14 protein-coding genes are annotated in these 19,007 nt (G+C 60.7%); 9 read left to right on the top strand and 5 right to left on the bottom strand.

What is annotated here, in order from left to right; all coding sequences use genetic code 11:
• Positions 1-308: 308 nt before the first annotated feature.
• The 4 genes from ACA051_RS25875 to ACA051_RS25860 all read left to right on the top strand — a co-directional run bounded on the left by ACA051_RS25875 (position 309) and on the right by ACA051_RS25860 (position 6,803).
• The gene (locus ACA051_RS25875; protein WP_497372441.1) at positions 309-2,693 is read left to right on the top strand and encodes a hybrid sensor histidine kinase/response regulator; all 2,385 of its coding nucleotides are present in this window, start codon (positions 309-311) and stop codon (positions 2,691-2,693) included.
• Positions 2,694-2,766: 73 nt separating this feature from the next.
• A complete protein-coding gene (locus ACA051_RS25870) occupies positions 2,767-4,413 on the top strand; it encodes an acyl-CoA dehydrogenase family protein (protein ID WP_497372439.1) in 1,647 nt (548 codons plus the stop codon).
• 178 nt (positions 4,414-4,591) lie between these two features.
• The gene (gene amn / locus ACA051_RS25865; protein ID WP_497375638.1) at positions 4,592-6,091 is read left to right on the top strand and encodes an AMP nucleosidase; all 1,500 of its coding nucleotides are present in this window, start codon (positions 4,592-4,594) and stop codon (positions 6,089-6,091) included.
• A 70-nt stretch (positions 6,092-6,161) separates the two neighbouring features.
• On the top strand, positions 6,162-6,803 hold the full coding sequence (locus ACA051_RS25860) for a pseudouridine synthase (RefSeq protein ID WP_497305680.1): 642 nt from the start codon (positions 6,162-6,164) through the stop codon (positions 6,801-6,803).
• Here the strand turns inward: ACA051_RS25860 and ACA051_RS25855 are convergent.
• Both ACA051_RS25855 and ACA051_RS25850 read right to left on the bottom strand, forming a co-directional pair.
• A complete protein-coding gene (locus ACA051_RS25855; RefSeq protein ID WP_109635094.1) occupies positions 6,798-7,007 on the bottom strand; it encodes a DUF2788 domain-containing protein in 210 nt (69 codons plus the stop codon). The two genes, ACA051_RS25860 and ACA051_RS25855, sit on opposite strands and share 6 nt — an antisense overlap.
• A gap of 225 nt (positions 7,008-7,232) precedes the next feature.
• Positions 7,233-7,712 (bottom strand): Lrp/AsnC family transcriptional regulator, encoded by a 480-nt coding sequence (locus ACA051_RS25850; RefSeq protein WP_007894448.1) that lies wholly within the window; start codon positions 7,710-7,712, stop codon positions 7,233-7,235.
• A 435-nt stretch (positions 7,713-8,147) separates the two neighbouring features.
• Between ACA051_RS25850 and ACA051_RS25845 the strand changes: the two genes are divergently transcribed.
• Positions 8,148-9,164, top strand: coding sequence for a DUF6515 family protein (locus ACA051_RS25845; RefSeq protein ID WP_497372436.1), 1,017 nt, complete (start codon positions 8,148-8,150; stop codon positions 9,162-9,164).
• On the opposite strand, the gene ACA051_RS25840 is transcribed toward ACA051_RS25845, so the two are convergent.
• Positions 9,158-10,054 (bottom strand): cation diffusion facilitator family transporter, encoded by an 897-nt coding sequence (locus ACA051_RS25840; protein WP_497372434.1) that lies wholly within the window; start codon positions 10,052-10,054, stop codon positions 9,158-9,160. The two genes, ACA051_RS25845 and ACA051_RS25840, sit on opposite strands and share 7 nt — an antisense overlap.
• A 29-nt stretch (positions 10,055-10,083) precedes the next feature.
• Positions 10,084-10,503, bottom strand: a complete 420-nt coding sequence (pmcY, locus tag ACA051_RS25835; RefSeq protein WP_259156072.1) for a periplasmic Zn2+ metallochaperone PmcY — start codon at positions 10,501-10,503, stop codon at positions 10,084-10,086.
• A gap of 363 nt (positions 10,504-10,866) precedes the next feature.
• Here pmcY and hrpB point away from each other — a divergent pair, with 363 nt between their 5' ends.
• Positions 10,867-13,383, top strand: a complete 2,517-nt coding sequence (hrpB, locus tag ACA051_RS25830) for an ATP-dependent helicase HrpB (RefSeq protein ID WP_497372432.1) — start codon at positions 10,867-10,869, stop codon at positions 13,381-13,383.
• A gap of 168 nt (positions 13,384-13,551) precedes the next feature.
• Here hrpB and ACA051_RS25825 read toward each other — a convergent pair whose 3' ends face one another.
• Positions 13,552-14,472: a LysR substrate-binding domain-containing protein gene (locus ACA051_RS25825; protein ID WP_497305673.1), complete on the bottom strand. Its 921-nt coding sequence runs from the start codon at positions 14,470-14,472 to the stop codon at positions 13,552-13,554.
• 224 nt (positions 14,473-14,696) lie between these two features.
• On the opposite strand from ACA051_RS25825, the gene ACA051_RS25820 reads away from it, so the two are divergent.
• The 3 genes from ACA051_RS25820 to ACA051_RS25810 all read left to right on the top strand — a co-directional run bounded on the left by ACA051_RS25820 (position 14,697) and on the right by ACA051_RS25810 (position 19,003).
• Positions 14,697-16,190, top strand: a complete 1,494-nt coding sequence (locus ACA051_RS25820; protein WP_497372430.1) for an aldehyde dehydrogenase — start codon at positions 14,697-14,699, stop codon at positions 16,188-16,190.
• Between the two features lie 31 nt (positions 16,191-16,221).
• Positions 16,222-17,592, top strand: a complete 1,371-nt coding sequence (locus tag ACA051_RS25815; RefSeq protein ID WP_497305669.1) for an aspartate aminotransferase family protein — start codon at positions 16,222-16,224, stop codon at positions 17,590-17,592.
• A 424-nt stretch (positions 17,593-18,016) separates the two neighbouring features.
• Positions 18,017-19,003 carry an ABC transporter substrate-binding protein gene (locus ACA051_RS25810; RefSeq protein WP_497305667.1) on the top strand — a complete coding sequence of 329 codons (987 nt, stop codon included), beginning with the start codon at positions 18,017-18,019 and terminating at the stop codon, positions 19,001-19,003.
• Positions 19,004-19,007: the final 4 nt, after the last annotated feature.

Here is a 19,007-nt window from a genome sequence, read left to right as displayed (position 1 = left end):
GCAACATCGCGTCGTCAGATTCACGACTGCTTCGCAGCCGAACGCAGTGGTGTGGCATTGCGTCAAGTCCCCTCGCCACAGATGTTCAGTATTCCCATAAGCTGACCGTATAAACAGATTTGCCTCAATCGCGCCGCTGGAACACCCGTACTAGAGCCTTTTCAGGAAATATTTCAATGGTGCTCAATGGCCATCAACGGCTATGCTAGAGTGGATCCAAACCAATAACAGGTAATACCGGTTTTACGTCTACTCAAAGGGAATGAGGGGCTTCCTGAGATAACCGGACAGGCCACGCTGGGGCTTAAATGCGCTATTTGCTGATGTTGCTGTTGTGCTTGCCCCTCATGGCGAGCGCCGTCGAATTCGATGAATTCACCCAGAGCCTTCCCCTGGGCCGAACCCTGCAGGTGTACGAAGACGCGGGCGGTCAGGCGACCTTCGCCGATGTCCGTGCGCAAGCTGCGGCCGGTAACTTCAAGCCTCACGATAAAGCCACCCTCAACGCGGGTTATTCGCGTTCGGTGTTCTGGCTGAAAATCGATCTGCATTACCGTCCTTCGAATCCGGTTGCGCAACGGACCTGGCTTCTGGAGCTGGCCTACCCGCCCCTCGATCACCTCGATCTCTACTTGCCCGATGCTGTGGGTGGTTACCGATTGGCGGGACAAACAGGTGACGCGTTGCCGTTCGCCAGTCGCGAGATCCGCCAGAACAACTACCTGTTCGATCTGGATTTCGTGCCTGACCAGGCACAGACCGTTTTCCTGCGCCTGCAAAGCGAAGGGTCGATCCAGGCGCCCGTCACCTTGTGGTCGAGCACCGCTTACCTCGAAGAACAGCCGGTACGCCTTTATGTGCTGGGGCTGATTTATGGGGTGTTGTTGGGGATGCTGGTCTACAACCTGTTCATCTACCTCAGCGTGCGCGACACCAGTTACCTCTATTACATCTTTTACATCGCTTCCTTCGGCCTGTATCAACTGTCGGTGAACGGCGCAGCCGTGGAATATTTCTGGCCGGACAACCCGTGGTGGGCCAACGCCGCAACGCCATTTTTTATCGGTTGTGCAGGGCTGTTCGGCAGTCAGTTCGCCCGCAGCTTCTTGCAGACGGCCAACCACGGTCGTTGGCTCGACCGTTTACTGTTGGCACTGGTCGCGTTCAGTGCGGTGGTGGTCGGGTTGTCGTTGATGGCCAGTTACGCCCTGGCCTTGCGCCTGGCAACAGTTTTGGCGTTGGTCTTCACCGTGGTGATTTTCATCGCCGGGTTGTGCGCCTGGCTGCGTGGCCTTCGGGTGGCACGGTATTTCATCATCGCCTGGTCGGCTTTCCTGCTCGGCGGCATCGTCAACACGATGATGGTGTTGGGTTACCTGCCGAACGTGTTCCTGACGATGTATTCCAGCCAGATCGGTTCTGCCATCGAAGTGGCGCTGCTGTCTCTGGCCCTGGCCGACCGCATCAACGCCATGCGCGAGCAGCAGGCGCAGACGCTGTTTGATGCCGGTCAGAAGCTCGAAGTGCTGAACCAGCAACTGGCCCACAGTAACAAGCTCAAGGATGAATTTCTCGCCACCCTGACCCACGAGTTACGCACGCCCATGAACGGTGTGATCGGTTCGCTTGAATTGATGCAGACCGTCGAGATGGACCCGGAACTGGAGCAATACCAGCAGACCGCCGCCGGTTCCGCGCGGGACATGATGCGCATGGTCAACGGCATCCTGACCCTGACCGAGTTGCAGGCCGGCAAGCTTAAAGTCAGTCCGGCAACGTTCAGTCTGCGCGGCGTGGTCGAGACCTTGCGCGCACAGTTCGAGGGCAATGCTTCAAGCAAGTCGCTGGACTTCAAAGTGGAAGTGACACCGGGTCTGCCGGATCGCTTGAACGGCGACAGCGCCAAGCTGACGCAATGCCTGGAATGCCTGTTGGACAACGCCATCAAATTCACCCGGGTCGGCGGGCTGGCCCTGCGGGTGACGGGCAAACCGGTGGATAGCGGTCGGATGTCGCTGTCGTTTGCGGTGATCGACACCGGTATCGGCTTTACCGATCTGGGAGAGGCGACGATGTATCAGCGCTTCTTCCAGCTCGATGGTTCGATGACCCGCGAATACGGTGGCCTGGGCGTTGGCCTGGCGATCTGCCGGCAACTGGTCGAATTGCTCGGCGGGCGCCTGACCCATCGATCCGAGCCCGGCAGCGGTAGCCGTTTCCAGTTGGACGTCGAGTTCGAACTGCCCGTGATCGAGCGGCCGGCAGTGCCCTTGATGACCCGCAAGTTTGCGCGTCTTCGATTGCCACAGGACTGCACGGTGCTGTTGGTGGATGACAACAGCATCAATCAATTGGTGATGCGTGGCATGTTGCTCAAGCTCGGGTTCCGGGTACGCGCCACCGACGGCTGCGCAGCCGCGCTCGATCTCTTGCAGCGAGAAACATTCGATGCGGTGCTGCTCGATTGCCAGTTGCCGACGCTGGATGGCGCCGCCCTTTGCTGCCAGATCCGCACCTTGCCGGGCTGTGCCGATTTGCCGGTGTTCGTGATTGCCGTCAGCGCCGATCGGGAGCGCTGCCCGACGGGAGCCTTGATCGATTACCTGAGTAAACCGGTTAAATTCGAGGATCTGCAAGCGGCGCTCTATCGGCGGGTACTCTGTTCGGGGCAAGGCGAAAGCGCCGACATTTAGGCGGGTATGACACTTTGTTCGGTCAAGGGGCGGTGCTTAACTGAACCTCTTGGCTGATCAAAGGAGCCCCGTCATGAACCTGCATCAGTTCGCCGAAACCCACGAAGTCACCAACCAGCCACCGTCGCTGGACGGCACCAACCTCTATCGCATCGACCTGCCCTTGCAAGAGTGGTCGCGGCGTTTCGGGGCCGGTTGGGCCGAGTCGCGGATCGACGCGTATGGCGCACTGGCCGGTGGGCCGCTGATGGAAGCAGGGTTCCTGGCCAATCAGAACAAACCGCTGTTCGTCAGCCATGACCGTTACGGCCATCGCATCGACCTGGTGGAATTTCACCCGGCGTATCACCAGTTGATGCGCACGGCGGTCGAGCACGGCTTGACCTCGTTACCCTGGGCGCATCCGCAACCCGGCGCCCATGTGGCTCGCGCGTCCATGTCGTACCTGCACAGCCAGGCCGAAGCTGGCAGCGGTTGCCCGCTGACCATGACGTTCGCCAGCGTCCCGGCGATGCGCCTGCAACCGGATCTGGCCAAACAATGGCTGCCGAAAATCCTCTCGACCGAATACGACTCGCGCAATGTCGGCATGGCCCACAAGGCGGGTGTCACCATCGGCATGGCGATGACCGAGAAACAGGGCGGCACCGACGTGCGGGCCAACACCACCAAGGCGTACCCGGTTGGCGCCAGTGGCCCAGGCCAGGCCTATGAATTGGTGGGGCACAAGTGGTTCTGTTCCGCGCCAATGTGCGATGCCTTCCTGACGCTGGCGCAGACAGACAAGGGTTTGACCTGTTTCCTGCTGCCACGCCATCGCCCGGACGACACGCGAAATCAGTTCTATATCCAGCGCCTGAAGAACAAACTCGGCAATTGCTCCAATGCCTCCAGCGAGGTGGAGTTCCGTGGGGCGCTGGCGTGGATGATTGGCGAAGAGGGGCGGGGAGTTCCGACCATCATCGAAATGGTTGCCATGACCCGCTTCGATTGCATGGTCGGTTCCAGCTCGCTGATGCGTCAGGCGCTGACCCAGGCCAGCCATCACTGCGCTCACCGCAGCGTCGGTGGCAAGTTGCTCAGCGAACAGCCGTTGATGCAAAACGTACTCGCCGATCTGGCGCTGGAAAGCGAAGCGGCCCTGGCCTTGAGCCTGCGCATGGGCAAGGCGCTGGATCATCTGGATGACAGCCACGAAGCCAAATTCGCCCGGTTGGTCACGGCGGTGGGCAAGTACTGGATCTGCAAGCGCGCGCCCGCAATGATCAACGAAGCCGCCGAATGCATGGGCGGCGCGGGCTATGTCGAGGAAAGCATCCTCCCGCGCCTGTACCGTGAGGCGCCGGTCAATTCGACGTGGGAAGGTTCCGGCAACGTGCAATGCCTGGACGTGTTGCGAGCATTATCGAAGGAGCCGGGCGTGCTCGATGTGCTGTTCAGCGAGCTGGGCGATGGGCATGGCGATAAGCGCCTGGCTGCGCACATCAGCCAATTGCAGGCGGCGTTCAAGGACACCAGCGACATTCAATACCGCGCGCGGCAGCTGACTGAAGGCATCGCGTTGGGGCTTCAGGCCAAGTTATTGCTGGAGGCCGGGAACTCGGCGGTCAGCGATGCCTTTATCGCCAGCCGCCTAGGTTCGGCCGGTCGGGTGTATGGCGCGTTGCCGCGTGGGCTGGATGTTGAAGCGATCGTCGCCCGCTCGACTCCGCTCCTATAAACAACAAAGAACCCTTGTGGGAGCGGGCTTGCTCGCGAACGCGGTGTTTCAGTCGACATCTCTATCGCCTGACACGGCGTATTCGCGAGCAAGCCCGCTCCCACAATTGATCTTTGGCGAACTGAGCAAATTGCGTATCAGCACGCCACTGTTTCCGTCTGGCAGCGATGCAGGCAAGATGAAGCTCTGCAAGTCAGAACACAGGATGCTGATCGTGACCGAAGCTTTTATTGTCGTTCAAACCGCCGAGCAAGCCGTGGACAGGCTTGCGCTCTTGCACAATCGTGCAACCACCGCGCTGAACCAGGCGCTCAAGCGTTATCTCAAGGACCGAGTCGAGCCGGACGCTGAACAGCGTGCGATGTTTCGTTATCCCGAGCTGCGTCTGGCCTACCACTGCCAGGGCGAAGTCCCACAGACCACGCGCGCTTATGCCAAGGTTCAGTTGCCCGGAACCTACAGCGTCACCGTCACCCACCCGGCGGCCTTCCGTAAATACCTGCTGGAACAACTCGTGCCGTTGATGCACGACTTCACCGTGACCGTAGAAGTCGGCATCAGCCAGCAAAACATTCCTTATCCCTACGTGGTCGAGCAGGGCGATGAACTGGCCGGCTCCGGCGTCACCGCGGCCGTGCTGGCGCGGGTGTTCCCGAGCACCGACTTGTCCGCCGCGACCGACGGCATTGCCGATGGCTTGTACGACTGGGAAAACACCGATCCGCTGCCACTGGCCCTGTTCGATGCCGCGCGGGTCGATTTCTCGTTGCGCCGACTGGTGCATTACACCGGCAGCGACTGGCGTCATGTGCAACCGTGGATTCTGCTGACCAACTACCACCGTTACGTCGATCAGTTCATCGTCCATGGCCTGGAGCAGTTGCGCAGCGATCCGCGTTTCGTGCGCATGGTATTGCCGGGCAACGTGATCATCGAAAAGAGCATGGACCACGGCGAAGCCTCGGCGATTGCTGCGGGCGTGGTTTGGCACCGCTATCAGATGCCGGCTTATCACCTGATCGCCAGCGATGGCCATGGCGTGACCTTGGTGAACATTGGCGTCGGCCCGTCCAACGCCAAGAACATCACCGACCATTTGGCGGTGCTGCGTCCACATTGCTGGTTGATGATCGGTCACTGCGGCGGCTTGCGTCAGTCGCAGACCATTGGCGACTACGTGCTGGCTCACGCTTATATGCGTCGTGACGGGATTCTCGACCGGGTGGTGCCGCCGAACATTCCGATTCCGGCCCTGGCCGAAGTGCAGATGGCCTTGCAGCAGGCGGCCGCCAATATCACCGGCGAGAAGGGCGACGAGCTGAAGAAACGCCTGCGCACCGGCACCGTACTGACTTACGACGACCGTAACTGGGAATTGCGCTGGGCGCAGGAACGTCCGTTGATCAACCTGTCCCGCGCCGTGGCGGTGGACATGGAAAGCGGCACCATCGCGGCCCAAGGCTATCGCCTGCGGGTGCCCTATGGCACGTTGCTCTGCGTGTCGGACAAACCGCTGCACAGCGAAATCAAGCTGCCGGGTTCGGCCAACGCCTTCTATGAGCGCGCGGTCAGCCAGCACTTGAAGATCGGCATCGAAGCGGTGGATCTGTTGCGCACCGAACTCAACTCGTTGCATTCGCGCAAACTGCGCAGCTTCGACGAGCCGCCGTTCCGCTGATTCGTGATGGTCATTTGACGGTCAGGGCACTAGCATTGGCAGCCCTGACCGTTAGATGTTCCTCTTTCCCATGCCCCGTCCTCAACGTCCCGTTTCTCGCCGCCCTGGCGCGAAGCCTGCGCCATCCTCCTCAGCCCCGCGCCGTGTCGCCAAAGCGCCACCGGCCGAGCCGAAGTTGATCCTGTTCAACAAACCCTTCGATGTGCTGACCCAGTTCAGCGACGAAGGAGGGAGGGCGACACTCAAGGATTACATCGAGATTCCGGGGATTTACCCGGCAGGCCGACTGGACCGCGACAGCGAGGGATTATTGCTGCTGACCAACGATGGCCAGCTGCAAGCGCGAATCGCCGACCCGAAACACAAATTGGCAAAGACTTATTGGGTGCAAGTGGAGGGCGAGCCGAGCGCTGAGCAGTTGCAGCGTTTGCGTGACGGCGTCGAACTCAACGACGGCATGACCTTGCCGGCCGAGGCGCGGCAACTGGATGAGCCCGAGCTGTGGCCACGCAACCCGCCGGTGCGCTTTCGCAAAAGCGTGCCGACCAGTTGGCTGGAGTTGGTGATTCGCGAGGGGCGCAATCGTCAGGTACGGCGCATGACGGCGGCGGTCGGCTTGCCGACGTTGCGCCTGGTGCGGGTCAGGATTGGCGACTGGACGATCGAAGGGCTCGATCAGGGCCAGTGGAAAGAAGTACCGGCGCGATTATAACGCGCCGGATTCGATCAGGCCGATCACCACGCTTTTGATCACGAACGCGGCCACGCCCAGACCCAGTACGGAGAACAGGATAACCGAGCCAAAGCGTCCGGCCTTGGATTTCTTCGCCAGATCCCAGACGATGAAACCCATGAAAATGATCAGGATGCTGACCAGTCCAGTCATCATCCACTCTTCGAAAACTGCAGGATCCATTGAATATCTCCAGCGCGGGCGAGGCTAAAAGGCGCTGGAGTATACGGCATGGAGGAGTGGTGGAGGATTGACCTGCGGCAGTGTGTCGCACTGTGGCGAGGGAGCTTGCTCCCGCTGGGGCGCGAAGCGGCCCTCCAAAAACGCGATTGAGTTCAGCAAGGCACACCGCGTCCACCGGTTTGTGCCTGCTTCGCAGCCGAGCGGGAGCAAGCTCCCTCGCCACAATCAGCTACGCAGATGAGTCAGCGGCAGCTCGGTGCTGTTCAACACCTGATTCAGCACAAAACTCGACCGCACACTCGTCACCCCTTCAATCCGGGTCAAATGCCCCAGCAGCAGTTTCTGATAGTGATCCATGTCCGGCACGACGACTTTAAGCTGATAGTCCGCATCCATCCCCGTGACCAGACTGCATTCCAGCACCTGCGGCAAGGTGCGAATCGCTGCTTCAAAGTTCTCGAAACGCTCCGGCGTATGTCGGTCCATGCCGATCAGCACATAAGCCGTGAGGCTCAAGCCGAGCATCTTGCGGTCCAGCAGCGCCACCTGGCGGGTGATGTAGCCATCGTCTTCCAGTTGCTTGACCCGGCGCGAGCAAGGCGAAGGCGACAGGCCGATGCGTTCGGCCAGCTCCTGGTTGGAGATGCGCGCGTCGCGCTGCAATTCCGCCAAAATGCTCAAGTCGTATCGGTCGAGTTTGCTCATCAATCAGGCCTTTGTCATAACTATTGCGGCAGATTATCTATCCAGGGTTAAAAATTGCGCAAGTGATGTTTAATTGAGCAATCTTCGCAATCCTCTGCCGGCGCCTGCGGCCTATTCTTATCACCAGAATCACTGCTCGGACAAACAGTCCATAGCCGCTCGCCGAATCAGGCCAGCGGCGGCCGCCACCCCCACCGGGGATGTGCCGGCCCCCGAGCTACACACTGTCCAGAAGACGGCGTGAGGTGAGCCGACGTCATAAGCGTCGAGCACGGACGAAGTTCTCAAAGGGAGGCCGACGGGTCTCCCTTTTCTTTTGCCTGCAATTTACCCGCTGCCATCAATAAATAAGTTGCGCGACTGATAACCTGTTGCAGAACCGCCCTGTACTTTCCCAGTCCTACGTACAGGCCCTAACCCGCAGTGAGGAAAAGCATGAAGTCGCGCATCTGGCGTTTGGCCGGTGTTGGTTTGCTGTGTGTCAGTGTCACTGCGCAATTGCTGGCCGATGATCAGCAAAACCGTGGCCCCGATGGCGGGCAAGGTGGATCGGACGGCCATCAGGGCAACAATCAGGGGCATGGCGGCAATAATCAGCCGCGCCCGCAGAACAACGACATCATTCGTGGCGACAACAGCCGCCAGTTTGAGCACAACGGCCAGAATCAGAACAACGGCCAGTGGCAGAACCGTCAGCCGCCCAACTACAACAATCCTGTTCGATCACCGCCACCGCCACCTCAGCTGCCGGCCAATGACCTGCCGATTCAGGGGCGGCCGGACACTGTGCGCCAGACCCAGCAGCCTCAGCGTGGTTACTATCAGGACAATCCACAGCGCAACAATTACAACCAGCATTGGCAGAACAACGGTCCGCGTCCCGATGATCGCCGTTGGGCGGGTCGTCCGGATGGGCACGGTAATGGCTGGGGCCCCGGCCCGCAATATCGCCCGGGTCATGTGATCGACCGCTTCCCGGACCGTGACTACCGCGTGCCTTATGGTGGTCGGGATTATTTCTATTCCGGCGGCTATTGGTATCGCCCACAAGGCCCGCGGTATGTGGTGGTCCAACCACCACGCGGGATTCGAGTCAGCTACTTGCCCGATTACGCGCGTGAGGTGTGGATAGGCGGGGCGCTGCTGTTCCTGGCGGCCGGTTCGTACTACGCCTATCAGGAAAACACCCAGGACTACTTGGTGGTCGAGCCGCCGGTGCAAGCGCAGCCGCAGCCGGTCAGTAATAGCTACGACGTGGAGGCGTATCCGGCCAACGGTCAGTCGCCGGAACAGGTCAGCCAGGACGGTTACGAGTGTTATCAATACGCGGTGCAGCAAAGTGGCTTCAATCCGCGCACGGCGACCTACCAGCCAGACCCGTCGGTGGTACAAGCCTATCGCCAGGCCCAGGGCAATTGCCTGGGCGGTCGGGGTTATCAGGTGTCTTACTGAGCCTTGGCGGCCAGCACCACTTCCTGCGGGTCGGCGTGCACCAGCACTTCGGCTCGCGGGTAAGCGGCGTGAATCGCATCGGCGGCCTGATCGCTGATGCCGTGGGCGACTGACAGGGTCAGCTCCCCCGGCAACTCCAGGTGCAACTGCACGAACCACTGGTTGCCGGAAATCCGCGTGCGCAGGTCATGCGCGCCCAAAACCCCCGGAACGCCGCAGGCCAGTTCGAGCATGTGCTGGCTCACATCCGGCGGCAGTTCTTCATCCATCAGCACCGTAAAACTTTCTCGGGCGATCTGAATGGCGCTCCAGAAAATGTACGCAGCGATTCCCAAGCCAAACCACGCATCGAGCTGATGCCAACCAAACCCGGCGAGCACAAGCGCCACCAGAATGCTGCCATTGAGCAGCATGTCCGAACGGTAGTGCAGGGAGTCGGCGCGCACCGCATTGGAGCCCGTGGCCTTGACCACCCGATGTTGCAACATCAGCAACGCCAAGGTCAGCGCCAGGGAAAATATAATCACCCCGATGCTGATCCACGGCGCGCCCACCGGTTCCGGATGTTTCAGCCGCTCGATCGCCTGCAAGGCAATCAGTACCGCACTGCCACCAATGAACAGCGCTTGAGCCATGCCTGCCAGCGACTCGGCTTTGCCATGCCCGTAACGGTGATCGTCATCGGCGGGGCGCAAGGCGTAATGCACCGCCAGCAGGTTGAGCAAGGAGGTGACGCCGTCGAGCGCCGAGTCGGTCAACCCGGCGAGCATGCTCACCGAACCGCTCAACCACCACGCGATGGCTTTGGCGACGATCAGCGTACACGCCACCGCCACCGAGGCACGAGTCGCCAGCCGCAGCAGGCGGGCGTGTTCGGAGCTGGAGATCATAAGTGCGGCTATTCCTTCACGTGCACGGATTACGCGGCGGGTTGCAGGCCGAACATGGCCAGTTGCTGGGCGCTGCCTTTGTGTTGAATCAGGCGTGGGTCATCCAGAGGGAAGCTGCGACCCAACTCGGTTTCGAGAATAGTCTGCAACTTATGGTTATCAACTTTGCCGTCAGCGCCTATCGCTTCCTTGAGCTTTTCCGGAGCCACTTGGGCGGTGTGGCCAGGCTCGAAGTAAATCGCCCCGGTGGCGAAGTCAACGGCAAACGCGATCAGGCCGGGGATGATGTAGAACAGCAGACCCACGGCATCCAGCGCCGCAATGGCCGGGTCGATCTTGCCGTCAATCTGTCCCCGACGGTCCGGGTAGAAAATCGATCCGCAAGCGGTCACCTGGGTCAGCAACGTCGCGACCAATACACCGCCAATCAAGCGAAAGGGAACACGCATATGAAATCTCCTGAGTCATCTGGAAAACGAAGGGGCGTCTATATGAATTAGGACCGTGATTAACGCCGAGCAGTTCGCCGTTATACTCGGCGCGGCAGGGCGTGCCCACAGTAAATTGCGGCCGCGTCTCACCCCTTCCTGGAATAGTTGAGTACTGAAGTTGTTTTTTCCAGATCAACCACGTGTAACGGCTGATAAATTTTATCGGGGTTCGGCCCTGTGGGCTGAAGCTGTGGACGCGCCATGCTGCGTTGCGAGACTTGGTAAGGAAACGACCCTTACCAGCGTCTCGCGCCTTGCCTGGCACGCCCACAACTTCAACGCGACTCGCAATTTACTGTGGGCACGCCCTGTGGAGCCAGCATGATTCCTTTGCCGATTGATGAAGTTTTACCCGCCCTGCGTGAAGCCTTGGCTACACGCCACGAAGCCGTGCTCGAAGCACCGCCCGGCGCCGGTAAGACCACCCGTGTTCCGCTGGCCTTGCTCAACGAGCCGTGGCTGGCCGGGCAGACCATTCTGATGCTTGAACCGCGCCGTTTGGCGGCGCGGGCGGCGGCGGAGCGTCTGGCCAGTGAGCTGGGGGAGAAGGTTGGTGAAACTGTCGGATATCGCATTCGTCTCGATAGCAAAGTCGGCCCCAAGACCCGTATCGAAGTGGTCACCGAAGGCATCCTCACCCGACGCTTGCAGGATGACCCGGCGCTCGACGGCGTTGGCCTGCTGATCTTCGACGAATTCCACGAGCGCAGTCTCGACGCGGATCTGGCATTGGCCCTGAGCCTGAATGGCCGCGAGCTGTTCCGCGACGATCAGCCGCTGAAAATCCTTTTGATGTCTGCAACGCTCGAGGGCGAACGCCTGGCCGGGTTGCTCGATGACGCGCCGATCCTGCGCAGTGAAGGCCGCATGTACCCGGTGGCGATGCGCTGGGGGCGCCCGTTTCAGACCGGCGAATTCATTGAGCCCCGTCTGGTGCAGACGATTCTCGACGCCTTGAATGATGAGACCGGCAGCGTGCTGGTTTTTCTGCCGGGGCAGGCGGAAATCCGTCGCGTGCATCAACAATTGGCGGATGCGCTGGGTGAGAGTCCACAGGTTTTGCTCTGCCCGTTGCACGGTGAACTGGACCTCGCCGCCCAACGCGCGGCGATCGATCCGGCACCGGCGGGCAAGCGCAAAGTGGTGCTGGCGACCAACATCGCCGAGACCAGCCTGACCATCGATGGCGTGCGCGTGGTGATCGATGCCGGGCTGGCGCGGGTGCCGCGTTTCGATCCCGGCAGCGGCATGACCCGGCTCGACACCCAACGAATTTCCAAAGCCAGCGCCACTCAACGCGCCGGGCGGGCAGGGCGTCTGGAGCCGGGCGTGTGTTATCGATTGTGGTCTCAGGATCAGCACGAGCAATTGGCGGCCTACGCCAGTGCGGAAATTCTCTCGGCCGACCTCGCCGGCCTGGCCTTGCAGCTCGGACGTTGGGGCGTGACACCCGGGCAATTGGTGTGGCTCGACGTACCGCCCGCGGCCGCTTATGCACAGGCTCAGGATCTGCTTGATCGGCTGGGTGCCTTGGACGGCGAAGCGCTGACGCGTCACGGTCAGGCCATGGCCGAACTGCCGGCCCATCCGCGCATCGCCCATTTGTTGTTGCGCGGGCAGGCGCTCGGTTTGGCCAGCATGGCCTGCGATGTCGCGGCATTGCTCGGCGAGCGGGACATCTTGCGTGGCGCCGGAGCGGATCTGCACAGCCGATTGGTGCTGTTGTCCGGCGAAGAGCGCGCCGCACGCGGCGCTCAGGGTGGCGTGCAACGTGCCCGGCAATTGGCGCGGCAGTATCGCGGTTACCTGCGCGGCAAAGCGTCGGAGCCGGTCAGCGATCCTGATCATCCGCGCTGGCTCGGCGCCCTGTTGGCGTTGGCCTATCCCGACCGCGTTGCCCAGCAGCGTCGCGCCGGTGGCGCTGAATATCGCCTGGCCAACGGCCGTGCGGCGTTGTTCGCCGAAGCAGACAGCTTGATGAAGCAAGCATGGTTGGTGATTGCGGATCTGGGCAGTCGACAGGGGCAACGCGAGGAACGGATTTATCTGGCGGCGGATTTTGATCCGGCGTTGTTCGAGTCCGTGCTGGCCGAGCAAGTGCGCGTAGTCGATCAACTGGATTGGGACGAGCGCGAAGGCGTGTTGCGCGCCGAGCGTCAGCGCAAGGTCGGTGAATTGATCCTCAGCCGTGAACCGCTGACGGGCCTCGACGAAACCGCGCGCAGCCAGGCGCTGGTCAATCTGGTACGCCGTAAAGGGCTGGAACTGTTGCCGTGGACGCCGGAACTGCGTCAGTGGCAGGCGAGGGTGGCGTTGTTGCGCCAGCTGGACATCGGCAGTAAGGGTGAAAGTGAATGGCCGGATGTCAGCGATACCGCGCTGCTCAAAAGCCTCGAACACTGGTTGATGCCGTATCTGGGCAAAGTCTCGCGGCTCAGTCATTTCGCCAACCTGGACCTGTCGAGCATCGTCCACAACCTGCTGCCATGGCCGCTGCCGCAACGGCTGGATGAACAGGCGCCGCATCATTTGAGCGTGCCGTCGGGTTCTTCGATTCGTCTGGACTACAGCGAGCAGCCGCCGATTCTGGCGGTGCGTTTACAAGAACTGTTCGGCCTTGCCGAAACCCCGCGCATTGCCGGGGGCCGGCAGGTGGTGAAGTTGCATCTTCTATCCCCGGCGCGGCGACCGGTGCAAGTGACCCAGGACTTGGCGAACTTCTGGCGCAGCACCTACGCCGAGGTGAAGAAGGATTTGAAGGGACGGTATCCGAAGCATTATTGGCCGGATGATCCGTTGGTGGCTGAGGCCACTGCTCGGATCAAACCCCGTAAATAATCCTTCAGGTCGAACACAAAACCTGTGGCGAGGGGGCTTGCCCCCGTTGGGTGGCGAAGCCGCCCCAAAATCTGCAACCGAGGTGTGTCAGTTGCACCACATGCAGTGGTTTTGCGACTGCTGCGCAGCCGAACGGGGGTAAACCCCCTCGCCACAGTTTCACCTGACTCAGGTTCTTGTTGTGGCCTTCGCGGTGAGCTGCTCCCGACAATAATCAGCAAACAACTGCGCCGGTTTGGTCAACTGCCCGCGCTTCAACCACGCTGCCACCAGCCCTGAACCAGTGACCTCTTCGACAATATCCACGCACACCACTTTCTTCCCGTCGTAGGTGCATTCCGAATGCGGCCGCGTCACCAGGATCGAGAAGCCGAACCCTTGCCCGACCATCCCGCGCACCATCTCGATCGACGGTGAGCTGAAGGCAATGTTCGGCGACAGGTTCAGTTCTTCGAACAGGCTGACGAAGTAAGTCCGGCTCGGTTGCACGTCCAGCAGAATCATTGGCTCAAGGCACAGATCGCGCAGCGACACTTGCTTGAGCTGGGCGAAGCGATGATCCGCCGGCAGCAACGCATAAGGCCGTTGCGCCGGCATCAGCGGTTCGGTCTGAATCGTGGCGTCGAGTTCGTGCTCATAGAGGATCGCCAGGTCAAAGGTGCCCGAGGTCAGGCCTTGCACCAACTCTTGCTGCTCGCCGTCGCGGATGCGGATTTTCACCCCCGGGTACAGCGCCGAGAACCCGGCAATCAGTTGCGGCAGGTACAACGGCGCGACCGTTTCGAAACAGCCGATATCGATTTGTCCGGCCACCACGTCGTTGTCGGCGAGGGCGTTCTGTTCGAACTCCTTGGCCATGCGCAGCAATTCCTGGGCCTTGCGATAGAAGCGCGCGCCGCTCGGTGTCAGGGACACGCCTTGGGCGTGATGGCGGATCAGCAGTTGCACGCCGAAGCTGTCTTCCAGACCTTTGATCGCCGTGGAAATCGCCGGCTGGGCGATGTACAGCTTGCGCGAGGCCTCGGCGACGCTGCCGCATTCGACGGTGGTGATGAAGTACTTCAATTGACGCAGGTTGTAGGCAGCCACGGCAAACCTCGGGGTGGATGGACTCGACATCCAGGCAATTTTGCGCCGACTGCATCCGTTCTGACGACGGTGTTGTTGTGTTTGAACAATAACCACATACCGCGTCACCGGGGAGATCGGCTGCCCAGTTTTTTCATGGTCTGCGAAGACATTTTTACTATTTTTCCTCGACACAGGCCTGGGCCACCATCCAATCCACAAGAAAGCCCATGGAGCATCTGAACGTGTTCGAGCTTGCATATTGGCAAAACAAAGCCGCTGCGCTGGGGTTTCCCGATCAGGCCCTGATCGACGGCAAACCCCGTTCGGCGCAGTCGGGGCAGACCTTCACGGCGATCAACCCCGCCACCGGCCAGCGTCTGGCGAACGTGACCGCTTGCGGTGATGAAGAGGTGGACGCTGCGGTAAGCAATGCGCGGCACGTGTTCGAGGCCGGAACCTGGTCGGCGCGGTCGCCGAGTGAGCGCAAGCAAGTGCTGTTGCGCCTGGCCGATCTGATCATGACCCATCGCGAGGAACTGGCGCTGCTCGACTCGCTGAACATGGGCAAACCCGTCATGGATGCCTACAACATCGACGTGCCGGGCGCCGCCGGGGTTTTTCGCTGGTACGCCGAAAGCCTCGACAAACTCTACGACCAGATCGCCCCGAGCGCGCAGAACGTATTGGCGACTATCACCCGCGAAGCGCTGGGTGTGGTCGCCGCCGTGGTGCCATGGAATTTCCCGCTGGACATGGCCGCGTGGAAACTCGCACCCGCGTTGGCGGCGGGCAACTCGGTGATCCTCAAACCCGCCGAGCAATCACCGTTTTCCGCGTTGCGTCTGGCCGAGCTGGCGCTGGAGGCCGGCCTGCCACCGGGCGTGCTGAACGTGCTGCCGGGCCTCGGTGAACAGACCGGCAAAGGCCTCGGTTTGCACCCGGACGTCGATTGCCTGGTGTTCACCGGCTCCACCGAAGTCGGTAAATATTTCATGAAGTACTCGGCGCAATCGAACCTGAAACAGGTGTGGCTGGAGTGCGGCGGCAAGAGCGCCAATCTGGTATTCGCCGATTGTCAGGACCTGGATCTGGCTGCACAGAAAGCCGCGTTCGGGATCTTCTTCAATCAGGGCGAAGTGTGCTCGGCCAACTCACGGTTACTGGTGCAGCGTTCGATTCATGACGAATTCATCGAGCGCCTGAAAGTACAGGCCGAGCGCTGGCAACCGGGTGATCCGCTGGACCCGTCGAGCAGCGCCGGGGCGATTGTCGACAGCCGACAGACCGCGCGCATCATGAAGTTCATCCAGCAGGCCGAACGCCTGGGCGCGACCAGGGTGTGCGGCGGTCGGCAGTCGATCTTCAACGGGTCCGACAACTTCATTCAGCCGACGATTTTCACCGGTGTGAGCCCGGACATGCCGCTGTTTCGCGATGAAGTGTTCGGCCCGGTGCTGGCGGTCACGGCGTTCGATGACGAGGCCCACGCCTTGCAACTGGCCAATGACAGCGTCTATGGATTGGCCGCCTCGCTGTGGACCGACGACCTCAACCGCGCCCACCGTGTGGCGCGGCAATTGCGAGCGGGCACGGTGTCGGTCAACAGTGTCGATGCCCTGGACGTGACCGTGCCTTTCGGCGGTGGCAAGCAGTCGGGTTTTGGCCGCGACCTGTCGCTGCACTCATTCGATAAATACACCCAGTTGAAGACCACCTGGTTTCAGCTGCGCTCATAACAGCCGCTCATAACAAAACGGAGAACTGGCGATGACCACACCACGTGAAACCCGCGACTACCAGGCCGCCGACGCTGCGCACCACATCCACGCGTTCGTCGACCAAAAAGCGCTCAACGACGAAGGGCCGCGGGTGATGGTCCGTGGCGAGCGTCTGCACCTGTGGGACAACGATGGTCGGCGTTACCTCGACGGCATGTCCGGGTTGTGGTGCACCAACCTCGGTTACGGGCGCAAGGACCTGGCGGCGGCGGCGACCCGACAGCTTGAGCAACTGCCGTACTACAACATGTTTTTCCACACCACCCACCCGCAGGTGATCGAACTCTCTGAGCTGCTGTTCAGCCTGCTGCCGGGGCACTACAGCCACGCGATCTACACCAACTCCGGCTCTGAGGCCAACGAGGTGCTGATCCGCACCGTGCGTCGTTACTGGACGATTCTCGGCAAGCCCGAGAAGAAAATCATGATTGGTCGCTGGAACGGTTACCACGGTTCGACTCTGGCAGCGACGGCGCTCGGCGGCATGAAGTTCATGCACGAAATGGGCGGCATGATCCCCGACATCGAACACATCGACGAGCCGTACTTTTTCGCCCACGAGGGCAACCTGACCCCGGCCGAATTCGGCCTTCGGGCGGCGCAGCAGCTGGAAGCGAAGATTCTCGAACTGGGCGCTGACAAGGTCGCCGGGTTTATCGCCGAACCGTTCCAGGGCGCGGGCGGGATGATCTTTCCGCCAGAAAGTTACTGGCCGGAAATTCAGCGGATCTGCCGCAAATACGATGTGCTGTTGTGCGCCGATGAAGTGATCGGCGGCTTCGGTCGCACCGGCGAATGGTTCGCGCACGAGCACTTCGGTTTTGAGCCGGACACGCTGTCGATCGCCAAGGGTTTGACCTCCGGTTACATCCCCATGGGCGGGTTGATTCTGTCGAAGAAAATGGCTCAGGTACTGGTGGAGCAGGGCGGGGTGTTTGCCCATGGCCTGACCTACTCCGGACACCCGGTGGCGGCAGCGGTCGCGATTGCCAACCTCAAGGCGTTGCGCGATGAGGGCGTGGTGACGCGGGTCAAGGATGACATCGGGCCGTACCTGCAACAGTGCCTGCGTGAGGTGTTCGGCAATCACCCGTTGGTGGGTGATATTCAGGGTGTCGGCATGGTGGCGGCGTTGCAATTGGCGGAGGACAAAAGCAGCCGCAAGCGCTTTGCCAACGAGAACGACATCGCCTGGCGTTGCCGCACGATCGGCTTTGAAGAGGGTGTGATTATTCGTTCGACGCTGGGGCGGATGATCATGGCGCCGGCGTTGATTGCCCGTCGTGAGGAAATCGATGAGCTGGTTGGCAAGACCTTGAAAGCGGTTGATCGGACGGCTCAGGAATACGGCCGACTTTAATCTTGTAGCGTTCTTGCGGGCCTCTTCGCGGGCAAGCCTCGCTCCTACAGGTTATGTATCGTTCCCAATTTCCGCGGCCGACATATGTGTCGTGCCCGATTCCGAGGACGACATAAACCTTGTAGGAGCGAGGCTTGCCCGCGAATGCTATGGCCGATTCAACACATATTTCATGTTTTGCACCCACCCCGTGCACGCCCGCCTACCCCGCCCTTTAACGGCGCACGCTACCCAGTTTTTTCATCGCTCGCCTCGACATATTTCCTAATTTTCCTATTCCCGCCCCTGGTCCAACATCGACTTCGCCAGTCAGCCCGATGCTGCTCACCGAAAGGTCCACCAGAGACCGCAGGTGACAGCTGATTTCCAGGGTCGCTGGCCGTACTGCCCATCAAAACTAAATCAACAGCTTTGGGAGTGCTCCATGATCAAGTCCTTGCTTACCCGCTTCGCTCATCCACTAGCGATCACCGCCATCGCCGCCACGGTCGCCACCAGCGCCCAGGCCGGCACCCTGTCCATCGGCCACACCACGTGGGTCGGCTACGGAACCCTCTATCTCGCCCAGGACCTGGGCTACTTCAAGGAAGGCGGCTTGACCGTCGAATTGCCTGTCGTCGAAGAAGCTTCGATGTACATGGCCGCGCAAGCCTCGGGCGAATTGTCGGGCTCGGCGTCGACCATCGATGAAGTGCTGAAATACCGTCCGCAATTCTGTTTCAAGGCAGTGGCTGCACTGGATGACAGCCATGGTGGCGACGGTGTTTTGGTCGGCAAGGACGTCAAGAGCCTGCAAGAACTGAAGGGCAAGGCGGTGGCGGTGAACGAAGGGTCGACCTCGCAGTTCTGGCTGTCGTACCTGCTGAAAAAACACGGCATGAGCATGAGCGACATCACCGTGCAGAACATGACGGCTGATGACGCCGCCACCGCGTTCATCGCCGGTCGTGTGCCGGCCGCCGTGACCTGGGAACCGCACCTGTCGATGGTCCGCAATAAGCAACAAGGCAAAGTGCTGATCGACAGCAGCAGCACGCCGGGAGTGATTGTCGACGTGGTCGCGCTCAACTGCACGGTCATCGAAAAGCAACCGGAAGACGTCAAGGCCTTGGTCGCCGGTCTCTACAAAGCGGTGCAGTACACCAAGGATCATCCGCAAGAAGCCTACAAAATCATGGCCAAGGGCGTTGGCGGTTACCTCGCCGATCCGAAGGAGCTGGCCGCCGCCGCGCAAGGCGTGCGCTTCTACGATCAAGCCATGAGCGAAAAACTCCTGGGCTCGCCGGGCAAACCGGGCGATAGCGCACAGCTGATCAAACTGGCCAACGAAACCGCCAGCGAATTGCAGGGCAAACCCTACAACGTCAGCAATGACGACCTGATCGACAACCGCTTCGTCAGCCCGCTGTAGGAGG

The sequence above is a fragment of the Pseudomonas sp. LBUM1669 genome (assembly GCF_059695705.1).
This window is presented reverse-complemented; position numbering and strand designations above follow the sequence as displayed.